This is a genomic window from Agrobacterium larrymoorei (assembly GCF_037722385.1).
GTDB classification, from domain to species: Bacteria; Pseudomonadota; Alphaproteobacteria; order Rhizobiales; family Rhizobiaceae; genus Agrobacterium; species Agrobacterium larrymoorei_C.
The window spans coordinates 16,691-33,412 of sequence record NZ_JBBKAQ010000004.1 but is presented as its reverse complement, the minus strand read 5'-3'; the positions used below and the strand labels follow the sequence as shown (position 1 = coordinate 33,412).

At 58.7% G+C, this 16,722-nt stretch carries 14 protein-coding genes; 6 read left to right on the top strand and 8 right to left on the bottom strand.

The window, feature by feature from the left end:
• The first annotated feature begins 91 nt into the window (after positions 1-91).
• The 4 genes from WKI41_RS08235 to WKI41_RS08220 all read left to right on the top strand — a co-directional run bounded on the left by WKI41_RS08235 (position 92) and on the right by WKI41_RS08220 (position 3,857).
• Entirely contained in the window at positions 92-676 is a 585-nt protein-coding gene (locus tag WKI41_RS08235) for an NnrU family protein (protein ID WP_340193016.1), read from the top strand.
• Positions 677-833: 157 nt separating this feature from the next.
• Positions 834-1,505, top strand: a complete 672-nt coding sequence (locus tag WKI41_RS08230) for a tetratricopeptide repeat protein (RefSeq protein ID WP_340193015.1) — start codon at positions 834-836, stop codon at positions 1,503-1,505.
• Positions 1,506-1,639: 134 nt separating this feature from the next.
• On the top strand, positions 1,640-3,064 hold the full coding sequence (der, locus tag WKI41_RS08225; RefSeq protein ID WP_340193014.1) for a ribosome biogenesis GTPase Der: 1,425 nt from the start codon (positions 1,640-1,642) through the stop codon (positions 3,062-3,064).
• Positions 3,065-3,248: 184 nt separating this feature from the next.
• Positions 3,249-3,857, top strand: coding sequence for a DUF2026 family protein (locus WKI41_RS08220; RefSeq protein ID WP_340193013.1), 609 nt, complete (start codon positions 3,249-3,251; stop codon positions 3,855-3,857).
• Between the two features lie 165 nt (positions 3,858-4,022).
• On the opposite strand, the gene WKI41_RS08215 is transcribed toward WKI41_RS08220, so the two are convergent.
• A complete protein-coding gene (locus tag WKI41_RS08215; protein ID WP_340193012.1) occupies positions 4,023-5,072 on the bottom strand; it encodes a bifunctional monoglucosyl/glucuronosyl diacylglycerol synthase in 1,050 nt (349 codons plus the stop codon).
• A gap of 234 nt (positions 5,073-5,306) precedes the next feature.
• The gene (locus WKI41_RS08210; protein ID WP_340193011.1) at positions 5,307-6,224 is read right to left on the bottom strand and encodes a sugar kinase; all 918 of its coding nucleotides are present in this window, start codon (positions 6,222-6,224) and stop codon (positions 5,307-5,309) included.
• Between the two features lie 166 nt (positions 6,225-6,390).
• On the opposite strand from WKI41_RS08210, the gene WKI41_RS08205 reads away from it, so the two are divergent.
• Positions 6,391-8,064, top strand: a complete 1,674-nt coding sequence (locus tag WKI41_RS08205) for an alpha-glucosidase (RefSeq protein WP_340193010.1) — start codon at positions 6,391-6,393, stop codon at positions 8,062-8,064.
• A gap of 110 nt (positions 8,065-8,174) precedes the next feature.
• On the opposite strand, the gene WKI41_RS08200 is transcribed toward WKI41_RS08205, so the two are convergent.
• From WKI41_RS08200 to WKI41_RS08190, 3 genes are all read right to left on the bottom strand, one after another.
• Positions 8,175-9,128: an HD-GYP domain-containing protein gene (locus WKI41_RS08200; protein ID WP_340193009.1), complete on the bottom strand. Its 954-nt coding sequence runs from the start codon at positions 9,126-9,128 to the stop codon at positions 8,175-8,177.
• A gap of 140 nt (positions 9,129-9,268) precedes the next feature.
• Complete coding sequence (gene ade / locus WKI41_RS08195; RefSeq protein WP_340193008.1) at positions 9,269-10,978, bottom strand: adenine deaminase; 1,710 nt, start codon at positions 10,976-10,978, stop codon at positions 9,269-9,271.
• A gap of 159 nt (positions 10,979-11,137) precedes the next feature.
• On the bottom strand, positions 11,138-12,244 hold the full coding sequence (locus WKI41_RS08190) for an ABC transporter substrate-binding protein (protein ID WP_340193007.1): 1,107 nt from the start codon (positions 12,242-12,244) through the stop codon (positions 11,138-11,140).
• Between the two features lie 306 nt (positions 12,245-12,550).
• Here WKI41_RS08190 and WKI41_RS08185 point away from each other — a divergent pair, with 306 nt between their 5' ends.
• Entirely contained in the window at positions 12,551-13,720 is a 1,170-nt protein-coding gene (locus tag WKI41_RS08185) for a DUF3095 domain-containing protein (RefSeq protein WP_340193258.1), read from the top strand.
• 68 nt (positions 13,721-13,788) lie between these two features.
• On the opposite strand, the gene WKI41_RS08180 is transcribed toward WKI41_RS08185, so the two are convergent.
• From WKI41_RS08180 to choW, 3 genes are all read right to left on the bottom strand, one after another.
• Positions 13,789-14,106: a metalloregulator ArsR/SmtB family transcription factor gene (locus WKI41_RS08180; RefSeq protein WP_340193006.1), complete on the bottom strand. Its 318-nt coding sequence runs from the start codon at positions 14,104-14,106 to the stop codon at positions 13,789-13,791.
• Positions 14,107-14,757: 651 nt separating this feature from the next.
• A complete protein-coding gene (gene choV, locus WKI41_RS08175; RefSeq protein ID WP_340193005.1) occupies positions 14,758-15,804 on the bottom strand; it encodes a choline ABC transporter ATP-binding protein in 1,047 nt (348 codons plus the stop codon).
• Positions 15,801-16,652, bottom strand: a complete 852-nt coding sequence (gene choW, locus WKI41_RS08170) for a choline ABC transporter permease subunit (protein ID WP_340193004.1) — start codon at positions 16,650-16,652, stop codon at positions 15,801-15,803. Before choW ends, choV begins: the two co-directional genes overlap by 4 nt.
• Positions 16,653-16,722: the final 70 nt, after the last annotated feature.

Here is a 16,722-nt window from a genome sequence, read left to right as displayed (position 1 = left end):
AGGCGAAGCTTTGATTTGACTGGCTTTTCCGTAGATTTAGCCATAACTCATTGTCAAAAGATTATCTTCCCTTCCGCGCAAGGACGCCTCCATGCTTCTGCTCGTCGTCTCCCTCATCCTGTTTTTCGCCACCCATTCTCTCCGGCTTGTTGCACCAGTATTTCGCGCGCGGCTGATCGACAGTCTCGGCGAAAAGGCCTTCAAGGGCGTCTATTCGCTGGTCAGCATTCTCACCATCGCTTTCGTGGCTTACTCCTTCAACGAAGCACGACAGGTGACGGGCATGCTTTATTACCCGCCAGTCTGGATGGCGCATATCGCCGTGACGCTGATGCTCATTGCGATGATCTGTCTTGTGGCAAGTGCCCTGCCAGCCGGGCACATCGTAACGAAAACAAAGCATCCGCTGGTGCTTTCGGTGAAGATCTGGGCCTTCGCGCACCTTCTCGCCAACGGTGAGACCTCCTCCGTCATCCTGTTCGCCTCCTTCCTCGCCTGGGGCGTGGTGATGCGGATTTTCCTGAAGAGACGTGCACGTGCCGGTGAAAATCTCGTCCGGCCTTTCGTTTCGGCGCGTTATGACGTGATCGCAGTTCTACTCGGCATCGTGTTGTGGGTTGCTTTCATCTGGAAGCTGCACGAATGGTTGATTGGCGTCCAACCGATTGCGATGTAGGAAACTGACGTTTCCCCCTTACATCTCAAGGAAAATAGGCTAGAAGGCCCACCAATAAATGTGGTTGGCCTTTTTCCGGCTGCCGCGACAAGATTGCCTTGGCATGTCCGCAGACCGATCGGCGCTTCGCTTTTCGGTGCGGGTAACGGAGAATTCGATGGCGCACGAGAATGACAGCTTCATCCGCGAAGTGAACGAGCAGATCCGCTCCGAGAGGTTGAGCAATTTCTGGGGACGTTACGGCGCGATCGTGATTGGCGCTGCTGTTCTGATCGTTCTGGCTTCCGCCGGCGCTGGCATCTACGAATATTGGAGCAACAGCCGGGCCTCGGCCTCTGGCGACCAGTTCTCCAATGCCCTGACGCTCGCCTCCGAGGGCAAGAACGATGAAGCGCTGAAGGCGCTGACCGATCTGGAAACCGCAGGCCACGGCTCATATCCGATCCTGGCCAAGTTCCGTGCAGCGACACTTCTGGCGCAGAAGGGCGACGCCGCTGGAGCGGTTGCCGCCTTCACAGCGATCGGCAATGACACCAGCGCCCCGCAGGTCTTCCGCGACATGGCGAAGGTGCGCGCCGCGTGGCTTCTGGTCGATAACGGCACCTATGAACAGGTCTCCGCGCAGGTAGAAGCGCTGTCCAGCGACGGCCAGCCATTGCGCAACTCCGCACGCGAAGCGCTGGGTCTGGCCGCTTACAAGGCTGGCAATTTCGCCCAGGCAAAGCAGTGGTTCGAACTCATCACCGGCGATTCTCTTGCGCCACGCAACGTGGCCAATCGCGCCCAGATCATGCTCGATAATATTGCCGCTTCCGGCAAGGCAGCGTAAATTCTCATTTCCTGCAGCGCGTTGCTTAACCCCTTTGGGCGATGCACGCTGTGCTGCAAAGGTTTTCTGTTGAAGGCGTCGGACCGGAGCCCAGTGGGTTTCCGGTCCGACGCTATAGAAGTTAGGGCACTATCATGACCTTCACCGTCGCCATCGTCGGACGTCCGAATGTCGGCAAATCCACGCTTTTCAACCGTCTGGTTGGCAAGAAGCTGGCGCTCGTGGACGACACGCCGGGGGTTACCCGCGACCGTCGTCCCGGCGACGCGAAACTCATAGATTTGCGTTTCACCATCATCGATACCGCGGGTCTTGAGCAATCGGCCCCGGAGACGCTGCAGGGCCGCATGTGGGCGCAAACGGAAGAAGCGATCGAGGAAGCCGATCTGACGCTCTTCGTTGTTGACGCCAAGTATGGGCTGACGCCAGCCGACGAGACGCTGGGCGAAATGCTGCGTCGTCGCGGCAAGCCTGTGGTGCTCGTCGCCAACAAGTCCGAAGCCCGTGGCTCGGATGGCGGCTTCTACGACGCCTATACGCTTGGTCTTGGTGAGCCATGCCCGATTTCTGCCGAGCACGGGCAGGGCATGATCGATCTGCGTGATGCCATCGTTTCCGCGATCGGGGAAGATGTCGCCTTTCCGCCGAAAGACGATTTCGAAGAGGCCGAAACCGATGTCGTGCTTTCCAGCGATGAGGAAGAAGACGAGGATTACGAGCCCGCCTATGACGACACCAAGCCGCTGCGCGTTGCGATCATCGGTCGCCCGAACGCCGGCAAGTCGACGCTGATCAACCGTTTTCTCGGTGAAGACCGTCTCCTGACGGGTCCGGAAGCCGGCATTACCCGCGACAGTATCTCGGTCGAGTGGGATTGGCGCGGTCGTACGATCAAGATGTTCGATACGGCCGGCATGCGTCGCAAGGCAAAGGTCACCGAGAAGCTGGAGAAGCTGTCGGTGGCGGACTCCCTGCGCTCCATCCGCTTTGCCGAGACGGTCGTGATTGTCTTCGATTCCACGATCCCTTTCGAGAAGCAGGATCTGCAGCTCGTCGATCTGGTCATCCGCGAAGGCCGCGCTGCGGTGCTGGCCTTCAACAAGTGGGATCTGGTCGAGGATGCACAGGCGTTTCTCGCCGACCTGCGTGAGAAGACCGAGCGACTTCTGCCCCAGGCGCGCGGCATTCGCGCCGTGCCCATTTCCGGCCAGACAGGCTACGGCCTCGATCGATTGATGCAGAATATCATCGACACCGACAAGGTCTGGAACCGCCGTATCTCCACCGCCAAGCTCAATCGCTGGCTGGATATGCAGGTCACCCAGCATCCGCCACCGGCCGTGTCGGGCCGTCGTCTGCGTCTGAAATACATGACCCAGGTCAAGGCGCGACCACCGGCTTTCATGATTTCGTGCACGCGGCCTGAGGCTATTCCGGAGTCCTACACGCGCTATCTGGTCAATGGTCTGCGCAAGGATTTCGATATGCCGGGCGTGCCGATCCGGGTGCATTATCGTGGCTCCGACAATCCGTTCGAGCACAAGGCGAAGAAGCGGTAGTCGGGGTGCAGTTGAGGCACGCGCAGGTGCGTCACTTCACACTCGGCGTCATCCTCGCACGTGAGGCCAGGATCCACGCGCAGCGCTTACCAATGGATCCTCGGGTCAAGCCCGAGGATGACGGCAGAGGGGAGGGGAGCGCATCCCCTCAAGTTGCCCACGCACTTACTTCAGGTCAAACATCATGCTGATCAAGCAGAGCGATTATCATCGCATCTATCGCGTCATCAACAGTCTGCTTCTCAACGAGAACGCCGGTCCGGCGACAGCGTCGATGTATTTCAGCACGTTCGGCGCCTTCATTCTGGAGCATCATTACAAGGTGAAGGCAAAGCCGAAGGGCGGGCTGGCGGCCTATAATCTTGGCGGCACGATGCTGCTCTTTGCCGATCATCGCGAGGATGGCCATGTGACGGGTGCCGGCGACAACTTCCACTGCTGGGTGGAGGCGGAGGACTGGGTGATCGATTTCATGGCGCCGGCTTTTCCACAAGCAGCACACGGCCTCTCGGTTCCGGCCAAGATGTTCCAGAAGCCCTTGTCGTCCATGGCCTCGTCCATCAACGATCTGTCACAGTCGGGCGACTTCTTCTTCAAGCACGAGGCAGAGGCGATGGGCAAGCGCTTCGCCGATTGGCGCAAGCACGGGATGATCGGTGATCTCGCCTCCATCGCCGCCGGATGGTTTCGCAAGTCTCCAAAGCAGATGAGAAACGACATCTCCGTCAGCGACAGCAATGGCAAGAGCCGTACGATCCCGCTCGTAGGCAATACATTGACCGGATCTTGGTAATTCAGGATGAAAATAGGACGGCCTGCGTAAACTCGCGGCAGCCGCCTGACGTCAATCAGCAGCCCGACCCCGTTCTAAAGATAACGGCAGTCGCGTCCTGACGCCTTCTGACAGTAATGGGCTCGTGCGTCTACCAAAAATGCAGGTTCTTTAGCCGTAATCCGCTCACAAGGCAGGAGCTGCGCAAAAGCCGGGAAGGCCGCTTGTGGCCGCGGACGTCACATTGTCCAGAAACTGGCGGGAGGCCTTTTCCCAAGAGTAGTTGCGGGAAAGCGCAAGGGCTGCTTCCGGTGAGCAGTTAAGGGCCGCAAGGCAGGCTTGGCGTAGATCCGGGCTCAACGCGCCTGCCTTTGGATGCCCGCCGAGAATATCGACGGGGCCTGTCACGGGGAAGGCTGCGACAGGAACGCCACTTGAAAGTGCTTCCAGAATAGTATTGCCGAAGGTGTCGGTCTTGGATGGAAAGACGAACACGTCCGCCTGCGCATAGGCTTTCGCCAGATCCTCGCCGGTCTTCACGCCAGTGAAGAGGACGCTGGGGTATTTGTGCTGAAGTTCGGCGCGTGCCGGGCCATCTCCAACGACGACCTTCGAGCCGGGCAGGTCGAGATCGAGAAACTCCGGCAGATTCTTTTCCACCGAGACGCGGCCGATGGTCATGAAGATCGGGCGCGGGAGACCAAACGGGCGCTCGTCCTTTAGTCTGGGGCGGAAGAGCTTGGCGTCGATGCCGCGGCTCCAGCGTTTGAGGTTTTTCACGCCCTTGGACTGGAGTTCCGTCTCAAGGCTTGGCGTTGCCACCATGCAGGCGCTGCCGCCATTGTGGAACCAGCGGACAAAGGCGTAGAGCCAGCTTTCCGGTACGGGGAAACGGGCTGCGACATATTCGGGGAAACGGGTGTGGTAGCTGGTGGAAAAGCGCATGCCGTGCTTCAGGCACCAGCGACGCGCCATGAAGCCGAGCGGGCCTTCGGTGGCGATGTGGACGTAGGACGGCTGACCCTTCTCGATTTCCCTGGAGACGCGGCGATAGCTTGCGACCGAAAGGCGAATTTCCGGATAGGTCGGGCATGGTACGGAGTGAAAGTTCTGCGGCGTCACCATGCAGACGTCCACGCCCATCCGCTCCAGCTCGGCATTGGTATTCTCGATGGAGCGGACGACGCCGTTGACCTGTGGATGCCAGGCATCTGTGACGATGGTAATTCTGGTCATGCTGTGCCGACCCCGCGCGCTTGCGACTCTCCGGTGGTGCACCGGCCTTGCGCGTGTATGCGATGGGCGTGTTACAGCATCATGTCACAGCCTTGCCAACGATCGCTGTTGGTCGCTTGCATATCGCAATTTCTGCACTTTCGGTGCTCGCGTACTCAGGGGCGCTGCGCAACGGCTCTTGAAATCGCCATCTTCGGCAGACCAGTCGTAACTCTCGGACCAATCGTCTGCGCTTTACGCCTTGGGCAACAGGTTCGGGCTGATCAGCGCGCCATGATGACCGATCACGGTGGCCGCAGTTCTGGCGGCGAAGGTTGCCGCTTCCTGTGGCGTGCTGCCAGTGACGAAGCGGGAGAGGAAGGCGCCGTTGAAGCTGTCTCCCGCACTCGTCGTATCCACAACCTTCACGGCTTGCTCGGCAGGTGCGTGGCTGCGTTCGCCGCCGAAATCGAGTGTCGCGCCCTTGGCGCCATCCTTCACGACGATGTTGGCGACGCCGAGAGCGCGGTAGCGCGCAATGGTGGCTTCGACATCGGTATCACCGAAATTGCCCGCCTCATCGTCGAAGCTTGGCATCACAAGCGTGGCCGCGCGTGCGCCATTGGTGATCGTTTCCAGCATGATCTCGCGGTTTGCCCATAGGCGCGGGCGGATATTGGGATCGAAGACCACCTGCTTTCCAGCAGCTTTCGCACGGCGCAGTTCGGAGAGGAAGCTGTCGACCGCCAGCGGGTTGGCGAGAATCGCGAGCGTGATGCCGGAGAAATAGACGATGTCGGCAGCCTCGATGGTGCTACGCAAATGATCGGCGTCGGCTGCCAGCTGACGGGCGGCGGCCGTACTGCGCCAATAGCTGAAGGTGCGCTCGCCGTCTTTCAGATTGATGAGGTAGAGGCCAGGCGTGCCGCCCTGGATGCGGGAGATGTGCTGCGTGCCGATGCCGGCACCCTCGATAAAGAACAGCATTTCCTGCGAAAGAGGATCGTCGCCCAGCGCGGTAAAATAATCAACCGACCAATCCTGCGGCAGGCAGGCGCGGGCATACCAGGCGGTGTTCAGCGTGTCTCCGGCAAAGCCTTTGCGCAACAGGCCATCGCCCGCCTGTGAAAGCTCCACCATGCATTCGCCGATCGAAAGAAACCGTCCACCCACTGCACTCTCCTCCTGTCGTGATGCTTCGCCATTACGACGGCACGGGCCGGCTTGCAAGGGCGGCGAAAGCTGATTGAAGGTGCGATTTCATATTCAATCGGCATTCGTCGTTTACGGATCAATTCGGGCTTTATATGGTTGGGCAGCTTCACTTCGGAGATCCTTCATGCCGCAAGCCACGTCTACCACCGGACACAGAGTTCACGATGCAGACTGGTGGAGGGGAGCGGTCATATACCAGGTCTATCCGCGCTCGTTTCAGGATACGACAGGTGACGGTTTCGGTGACCTCGCGGGCATCACCAAGCATCTGCCCTATATCGATGCGCTCGGCGTCGATGGCATCTGGCTTTCACCATTCTTCACCTCGCCGATGGCGGATATGGGTTACGACGTATCCGACTACTGCGATGTCGATCCGATGTTCGGAACCCTTGCGGATTTCGACACTCTGATTGCCGAGGCGCATAAGCTCGGACTGAAGGTCATCATCGATCAGGTAATTTCGCACACCTCCGATCAGCATCCTTGGTTCAAGGAGAGCCGAACGAGCCGCACCAATGCGAAAGCGGATTGGTATGTCTGGGCCAATCCGAAGCCGGACGGCACGGCGCCCACCAACTGGCTTTCGGTATTCGGCGGGCCCGCCTGGGAATGGGACGGCGTGCGCAAGCAATACTACATGCACAACTTCCTCGGCTCGCAACCGGACCTGAACTTCCATAACCCTGAAGTCCAGGATGCGCTGCTCGAAACCGTGAGGTTCTGGCTTGACCGCGGTGTCGATGGCTTCCGTCTTGATACGGTCAACTATTACTTCCACGACAAGCTGCTGCGCGATAACCCACCGCACGAGCCGGATAGCGACGATGCCGGTCTCGATGCGCCGGACGTCAATCCTTACGGCATGCAGAGCCATCTCTACGACAAGACGCAGGTGGAAAATCTCGCATTTCTCAAGCGCTTCCGCGCTTTGCTGGATGAGTATGAGGGTCGCATGACGGTTGGCGAGGTGGGCGATGGTGCCCGCTCGCTCAAGACTGTCGCCGCCTATACGTCGGACAACGACAAGCTGAACATGTGCTACACCTTCGACCTCTTGGGGCCGGACTTTACCGCCAGCCATATTCGCGGGGCGGTTCATGGCTTCCAAAAAGCTGTCACCAATGGATGGGTGTGTTGGGCCTTTTCCAACCACGATGTGATCCGCCATCTGACCCGCTTTGCCGAGAACGTCGAAGAGCAGACGCGCGTGGCAAAGCTTGCCATCTGCGTGCTGGCGTCGCTTCGCGGCTCCATCTGCCTCTATCAGGGTGAGGAGCTGGCGCTGACGGAAGCCGATCTTGCCTTCGAGGACTTACGTGACCCCTACGGCATTCGCTTCTGGCCGGCCTTCAAGGGACGCGATGGGTGCCGTACGCCGATGGCATGGGAGACGGGCAAGCCGCATGCCGGTTTCACCACGGCCGAGAAGCCGTGGCTGCCGGTTCCTTATGCCCACGCCATGCTGGCGGCGGATGGGCAGGAGCGCAAACCGGATTCGGTTCTCAATCATTACAAGGCGGTGCTGGCCTTCCGCCGCGGCCATTCGGCGCTGCGCGATGGCGACATGGCATTTCTCGACACGAACCAGGACCTGCTGCTCTTTACGCGAGAAAAGAATGGCGAGAGCCTGCTCTTCGTTTTCAACCTCACCCGAACGCCGGTGGATTTTCCTTTGCCGCCTGAGTTGCGCGTCGTCGAGCATCTGGCGTTGCCCGGCTTCGGGCCGGTTTTCGACGGCGATACGCTGAAGCTGGAACCGCTGGACGCCTTCTGCGCGAGGATCGAGCGGGTCTAAAGCGTTTTTCGGTCCTTAGCTTTCGCTCCTTCTTCTGCCGCATGTCGTTATCGCAAGAGTGCTGCACACTTGTTCGTGGACGATGCTTTGACCGCAGAGGCGCGTCGTCTTTAGAGCAGGCCCTTCGTCATCTCGGTGTCGAGGCTGAGAATGAAGCGGCGCAGCAAGGTCCGGTCAAACTGGTCTTCACGATCCATCATCCAGGAGAGCGCTTGGTGCGAGGACCAGCCCTTCTTGTAGGAGCGGGCGGATGTCAGCGCATCGAACACATCGCAGATGGTGCTCATGCGCACCTCAGGACTGATCTGTGCGCCCAAAAGGCCCTGCGGATAGCCTTTCCCATCGAGGCGCTCGTGGTGGGACCGACAGATATCCAGCACCAGTTCCGGCATATCCAATTGCTTTTGCAGAACCTTGTAGCCAAGTTCAGGATGCTGCTCGATGCGTAAGCGCTCTTCAGGGCTGAGCGGTCCCTGCTTGTGCAGCACCTGTTTGGGAATCGCGAGCTTGCCGACGTCGTGCAAAAGCCCGGCGACGCATAATGGTTGAACAATGGCCTCATCCATTTCCAGCGAGCGGGCGAAGTGGACGAGGAGCGCTGCGACAGACAGCGAGTGGACGAAGGTTGCGGTATCTTGCGAGCGCAGACGCGACATGCCGATGAAGAGCGACGGGTTTTCATCCATCGTCCGGCCAATATCGTCCGATAGCGGGGCGAAGGTCGCGACACTGACATCCTGGCCGTCGAAGACATCCTGTATCAGCCCTCTGGCTTCCTCAGCCTGATGGTTGATTGTCTGCGCAATCTGCAGCTTTTCCTGCCTTGTGGCGTTCCGAAGGGTTTTGCGTTCAGATACGCTCGCGTCGCTGCCGTCTCCCGGTTTGCCAAGCGCCGTGTTGATGAACACACCGCTGACATTGCCATTGACGATCGCGGCCAGTTGCTCGGCGGTTTTGACCACGAAACGGCGGCCCATGGCAGGGTCGTCTCGCCACGGGCCTTCGACCGCCTCGACGAACATCCCGATCTTGAGCTCTTTCTTGTCGATCCGCTTTATGACCAAGATCCGCTCCGCTCGCGTCGATCACTACCGACGCGCAGGATCTAGTTTAGCAAAGCTAATACAGTATGATGATTACGTAAAGCCAAAGTAGAAAGCGAATATATCCGTGATTGTTATTGTTCAGAAATTTGTCGCAATGCTTATTTCGGTTCGCTACCTATCAGCTGGAAAAGATCCACATCGACCAAGCCCCTATCGGAAATCTTCAGGTGCGGAATGACCGGCAGCGGCAAAAATGCGACCTGCAGGAAGGGCTCTTCCAGCGTGGTGCCAAGCGCGTAAGCCGCCTGGCGCAACGTGTGCAACGTGTCGCGCACGGTTTCATAGGGTTCAAGGCTCATCAGACCAGCCACGGGCAGGGCGATCTCACCGGTGATCTTGCCGTTTTCCGCAACAACGAAACCACCATTGATCTCGCCGAGCCGATTGGCGGCGAGCGCCATGTCGTCTTCGCTGACGCCGACAACGCAGATATTGTGGCTGTCATGACCGACGGTAGAGGCGATGGCACCCTTCTTCAGGCCGAAGCCCTGGACGAAGCCATTGGCGTGATTGCCATTCTTGCCGTGCCGTTCGATGACCGCCACCTTGATGATGTCATTGTCGAGATCGACTGTCGTCTGATTGCCGTCGCTCGGTAGCTTGAAGCGGCGATGCTCGGTGATGATCTTGCCTGGTAGCACGCCGAGAACGGACGTCTCGCCTTCGCTAACCGGCACGCCGAAATGGGCGGCGAGCACGGGCCTGGCCTTGACGCTGTCGAGGCCAACGGGGGCGACGGGCCTGCGTGTGGCAAAGAGTTCCGCACTGACGCGCCTGCCGGCGGAAAAGACCATGCTGGCCTTGCAGTTCTGCAGCGTGTCGATGACGACGAGATCGGCGCGCCAGCCCGGTGCCACAAGACCCCGGTCGCGCAATCCGAAGGCTCTTGCTGCCGAGATCGATGCGGCGCGGTAGATCGCCAACGGCTCGACGCCATTGGCAATGGCCGTGCGGATCATGTAATCGAGATGACCCTGCTCGGCGATATCGAGGGGATTGCGGTCATCGGTGCAGAGCGCGAGATAGGGCGACAGGCGCTCGGTGATGATCGGCATCAGCGCGTGCAAGTCCTTGGATACCGAACCTTCGCGGACCAGAATATGCATGCCCTTGCGGATCTTTTCGAGCGCCTCCTTGGCGCTGGTGCATTCATGCTCGGTGCGGATGCCGGCCGAGAGATAACCATTCAATGCTGTGCCCGAGAGTAGCGGCGCATGACCATCGATGTGCTGACCCTGAAACGCCTCGAGTTTTGCCATGCAGATCGAGTCTTTGTGAATTACGCCCGGGAAATTCATGAACTCGGCAAGTCCGATGACCTTGGGGTGATCGCGGAAAGGCAACAGTTTTTCGATCGGCAGATCGGCGCCAGCCGTTTCCAGGTGCGTTGCAGGCACGCAGGAAGACAGCTGGACGCGGATATCCATGATTGTCTCAAGCGAGGAATCGAGGAAGAACTGGATGCCCTCGGCGCCCAGCACGTTGGCGATTTCATGCGGATCGCAGATCACGGTCGTCACGCCATAGGGGAGCACGCAACGGTCGAACTCATGCGGTGTGACAAGCGAGGATTCGATGTGGAGATGGGTGTCGATGAAGCCCGGTACGACGATCTTGCCGGAGATGTCGATCTCCTCGGTGCCGTGATAGGCCTCGCCCGTACCCACGATCGTATCGCCGCAGATGGCGATATCGGAGGCGACGAGTTCCCCCGTGACGAGATCGAAGAAGCGGCCACCTTTCAGAACGACATCCGCCTTCACGCGCCCCGTTCCCTGATCGATCTTGCGTTCGAGTTCCGATACCACGCGTCACCTCATTTCGATTCTCGTGTCTTCCGACAATTAAACCTGGAAAGCGTCTTCCATGCAAAAAGAAAACCGGGCGCGTTGAGCACGCCCGGTCGCTCATCTGGATTTCTCGTCCTGTCGTCGCATCATCCTCGCGGAGGATGATCGCGTCGCGGCTTACTCAGCCGAAACGATCTTGCCACCCTGCCACTTGTAAAGGGAGAAGGCCTGCGAGGTCAGGTCACCCGTTTCGCCGTAGGTGAGCTTGCCAATGGCGGTTGCGATCGGTTCTCCGCCCTTCAGAGCGGCGCCAACGGCTTCGGGATCCTCGGCAGAGCCAGCCTTTTCGATGCCGGCTTTGAGAACTTCCACTGCAGCGTAAGCATTCAGCGTGAAGGCCTCGGCCGGAATGTTGGCGGCTTTTAGCGCTTCAGCCGCGGCCTTGGAGTCGGCGCTCTTGGTTGCATCGGCCGCGTTGGTGAAGATAGTGCCATCTGCTGCAGCACCACCGATGTTGGCGAATTCCGAGTTGGAAAGGCCATCGCCGGCAATAACGGTTGCCTTGGCGCCGATATCATGCAGCTGGCGCACCAGAAGGCCAGCCTCCGGGTGGTAGCCGCCGAAATAGACGACGTCCACGCCCTCGGACTTCAGGCGGGCGGTCAGCGCGCTCAGATCCTTTTCACCCGGTGTCAATGCGTCATACATGACTTCAGTCACGCCGCCGGCATTCAGGGTCTTCTTGAAGGCATCGGCCAGACCCTTACCGTAAGCGCCCTTGTCGTGAATGATGGCGATCTGGCGATCCTTCAGCTGCGCCAGAACGAACTTGGCAGCCACTTCGGCCTGCTGGTCGTCACGGCCGCAAGTGCGGAAGACGTTTGTGAGGCCACGGTTGGTCAGGTCCGGTGCAGTCGCCGTTGGCGTGACCATGACGACGCCGTTCTCGGCAAACACATCGGAAGCCGGAATGGCAACGCCGGACGTCACCGGGCCGACGACGAACTTGATGCCGTCTGCAACGAGCTGGTTGGCGGCAGACACGCCCTGCTTGGGTTCGCCGGCATCATCGGCAAGCTTCAGCACGACCTTCTCGCCGAGAATGCCGCCATTCTTGTTGATGACGTCGACGGCGGTCTGTGCGCCATTCTTCACCTGATCACCGTAAGCGGCAACCGGACCGGTGAGTGGCGCGATAAGACCGATGACGATCTCCGCATGCGCTGCCGGTGCAAAGGCCACGGAGGCGAGAAGCGCTAGGCCGGTCAAAAACTTGGTTTTCATTCAGTTTCTCCTTGGGTTGGGCGTACCGCCCGATTCGGCTCGGCTTCGGCAACACACTTGCAGAAACGAGGTGCCGTTGTCCGAGCAAAGGAGTGCCGTTTCACATTTGAATTCCGTACCCCAGTGTTCTGTTGTGGCAAGGCAATGGCAAATTAGCAAGCCGTGTTTGATCTGGAACCGGCACGCCGACGTAAAAGCCCTTGTAAAAGCTATGTGATCGCCGTCACAGTGAGGGCGCAGCGTTTGTTGTGCGACACAGCGCGATCAAGACTGGTTTTTCCATGGCGAGGGGAGGATATTATGACGATGCTATCGTACGATGAAGAGTTCCTGTCGCATCTCCCTGTCTTCCGACATTTCGAAGATGTCGCTGAACCTGAACTTTATCGCCCGCTGCCGGATGGCTGGGCACTGGCGCTTGCCGACATCATCGATTCCACCGATGCGATCGCGAAAGGTCGATACAAATCGGTAAACATGGCAGGTGCAGGGGTTATTTCAGGCATCCTCAATGCTCTGAACCGTCATGATCTGCCCTTTGTGTTCGGCGGGGACGGGGCGGCTGTCGCCGTTCCGCCTCAGGCGACCGAGGCATCGCGCGAAGCGCTTTCCAAAGTCCGCCGATGGGTCAGTGAGGATCTCGGTCTGACGTTGCGGGCGGCACTGGTGCCGGTGACCGATATCAGGGCGCATGGGCTGGATGTGCGCGTGGCGCGCTTTCAGGCGAGCGACGACGTGTCCTATGCGATGTTTTCGGGCGGCGGCAACCATTGGGCCGACACGCAGATGAAGGATGGCAACTACGTCATTGACGAAGCGGATGAGGGCGAAAGGCCTGATCTTTCCGGCCTTTCATGCCGCTGGAACCCGATAGAGGCGCGCCATGGCGCGGTGGTGTCGATCATCGCGACGCCGCGTCCGGGCGGAGACATGTCGGCATTTCGCAGGCTTGTTGCCGATATCGTGACGCTCGCCAATGAAGACGGTCGCGGGGGTCATCCCGTGCCCGTCGAAGGTCCGCCGCTTGGCTTTATCCGGGAGGGGCTGGTGATGGAGGCGAAAGCCCTATCCGGTTTCGGCGATCGCGTGTCGCAGTTCCGCAAAGGCTGCTGGGTGGCGTTTCAGACAGTACTTATCACGGTGCTTTACCGGCTGCGAAAGCCGGTCGGTCGCTTCGATCCTGTTCAGTACAAGACAGCGGTCGCAAGCAATACCGACTTTCGCAAATTCGACGATGGGCTGAAGATGACCATCGATGTCGATGCGGACCGACTTTCGCGGATCAAGGCGCGGCTGGAAGGTGCTGAGCGCGACGGTGTCTGCTTTTACGGATTGCACGAACAGGACGCGGCGCTGATGACCTGCGTCGTTCCTTCACCACTGTCACGCGATCATATGCATTTTGTCGATGGCGCTGCCGGCGGCTATGCACGCGCGGCACAGATCCTCAAAGAACGTCAAGCGTTATCGGCGTGAACGGGTGCGGTGCACGGTTGGCACTTGCTCGCAAACGCGGGGCGCACACCCCGCGTGGGGCCTAAAGATTATGCAGCAGACTTGCTGTCGTTCTGCGCGCAGTAGATTTCTTCAAGCGACGCCAGGATCTTCTTCACCGAGTCGGACGTGCTGGAATAGTAGATCGTCTGTGCATCGCGACGTGTCTTGACGAGGCGTTGTGCACGAAGCTTGGAGAGATGCTGAGACAGAGCAGACTGGCTGAGGCCGACTTGCGTGGCCAGAACACCGACCGGAACTTCACCCTCGACCAAGCTGCAAAGGATCATAAGCCTTTTGGGATTAGCCATCGCCGAAAGAAGGCCTGCCGCTACATTAGCTTGGTCTGATAAGTTCTGCGTTGTCATTTCCAGTCTCCTAAATTCGAAGCCGCCCCAGGCTTTTGTTCCGGCAACGAATTGCCCCATGCGTCAAGTTTTACCAACACGGTCGCGAGAGTGTATATACCTAAATCTAAGGTAAAGGCCACGCTTTATTAGCTGTGTCGTAATTTAGGCACTCATTATCGGGGCGCATCACTTTTGAGCATTATTTTCTGCTAAAAATAGCAAGTAACGAAAAATCAGAAATGATAATCGTCAAATCAGGACATAAATACCATTTTTTTATTCTTTATAATTCTGATGCCCGTAGTCATGTTTCGAGTTTAAATCTCAACCTGTCTTAAATTTAATATTTCACCGCCTGTCTCGCGTGTAGGTAGCTTGGCAGCGCGATGCTGTCGGACCTGCGTTGCTTCGAAACCTGTGGTATTATGGTGGTGGTGTTCTCTGACTGCTGTGCATCGAGTCAGACGCACTGAAGGGCGCGCCTCACACGAAGGTCTGGTCGATGCCGTGATGCGATCCCATTTCTCTCGTCGATCAATGGGATCGGTAGTGTTTCGGTTCATCTCTTCTTGCCGCAGGACCTAAAGCGCGTCGCGATCTTCCAGATACGCTTTCACGCTTCAGTTCTTAGGGGTCGCAAAACGCTGCCTCATTTCGAGCGACCATGCTTTAGACATTGCGGTGACGCGTCAGCCCACGGACGATGTCTTCTGGAGTGATGGTACCAAGCACCGCACCCTGTTCGACGACGCCGATCGTGCCAGGCTGTCGCGCCATGGCGTCGAGGATGTCGATCAGCGGCAGGGAAGGGCGAGCCGTCGCCACCACCGGCATGTTGCCGCTATCGGCTGCAACGCCGCGCCGCATGACATCGGCGGCCGTCAGCATCGAAATCGGGTTCATGTTCTGCACGAAATCCGCGACATATTGGGTGGCGGGGTTGCGCACGATCTCCTGCGGCGTGCCGCACTGGATGATGCGTCCGCCCTCCATCATGGCGATGCGATTGCCGATGCGGAAGGCTTCATCCAGATCGTGGCTGACGAAGAGAATGGTCTTCTTTAGCCTGCTTTGAAACTCCAGCAACTCTTCCTGAAGTCGGCTGCGGATCAGCGGATCGAGGGCAGAAAACGGCTCGTCCATCAAGAGGATCGGCGCGCCGGTGGCAAAAGCGCGGGCGAGACCCACGCGCTGCTGCATGCCGCCGGAAAGCTCGCCCACCTTGCGGTTGGCCCAATCCGACAGATTGACAAGCTCGAGCTGTTCGGCAACGCGCTTTCTGCGCTCTGCGTCCGACACGCCGGAAAGTTCCAGCCCGAAGCCGACATTGTCGGCAACATTGCGCCACGGCAGCAGGCCGAACTGCTGGAAAACCATGGATACGGTGCGCGAGCGAAGATCACGCAGCACCTTGGAAGACGCCTTGTAAGGATCGACGTAGCCGGTATCGGTCTTGACGCTGACATTGCCGCGCACCACTGGTGCTAAGCGGTTGACGGCGCGAAGCAGCGTCGATTTGCCAGAGCCCGATAGTCCCATGAGGACGAGGATTTCGCCTTCTTTGACCGAGAGCGAAGCATTGGCAACGCCAAGCACAAGACCTGTCTCTTTGTTGATTTCGCTGCGGGTTTGCCCCGCATCGATCATCGGAAGAGCCAGATGGGGATTGTCGCCAAAGACGATATCGACATTGCCGAAGATGATTGCGTCACTCATACCTCATCCTCCGAGCCTGGCAGGCGAAAGAGCCGGTCCAGAATGATCGCCACGATGACGATGCACAGGCCTGCCTCAAAGCCCATCGCGATATTGACCGTGTTCAGCGCACGCACAACGGGCACGCCAAGACCGTTTGCGCCGACGAGCGCTGAGATCACCACCATCGACAGAGACAGCATGATGGTTTGCGTGAGGCCAGCCATGATCTGCGGCATCGCGAAGGGCAGTTGCACCTTGCGCAGCACCTGCGACGGCGTGGCGCCAAAGGCGACGGCGGCTTCCACCAGCGCTGGCGGCGTGGAAATGATTCCGAGTCGGGTGAGCCGGATCGGGGCGGGGACAGCGAAAATGACGGTGGCGATCAGGCCCGGCACCATGCCGAGACCGAAAAGCACGAGCGCGGGGATGAGATAAACGAAGGTGGGAATCGTCTGCATCAAATCCAGAACGGGACGCATGACGCTGTAGACCCATTTTCGCCGAGCCGCGAGGATGCCGAGGGGAATGCCGATCAGCATACAGACGGAGCTTGCGGCAATGACAAGCGCCAGCGTTTCGGTGGTCGCTTTCCAGTATCCCAGATTGATGATGAGAAGCAGACCAAGGGCTGTGAAGAGCGGCATGCCTATTGAGCGTCTCATCCAGGCGGAGAGTGCTGTCAGTATCGCCACGATAACAAGCGGGTGGGGCGCCTGGAGCACATAAAGGATGGCGTCGATGACGCTTCCGAAAATAAAGGCTAACCAATCGAAAAAGAAGGAAAGATTTGTGGTCAGCCAGTCAATTGCCTCTTTGGCATAACGACCGACCGGTAAACGATTTTGGGGTGCACTGAGCCATTCCACGGTAAGATTTTGCCTTTCGTGAACGGGTTCATCTGTTCGGCTTCCGACGCTTAAGCGTTCGGAAGCCGGG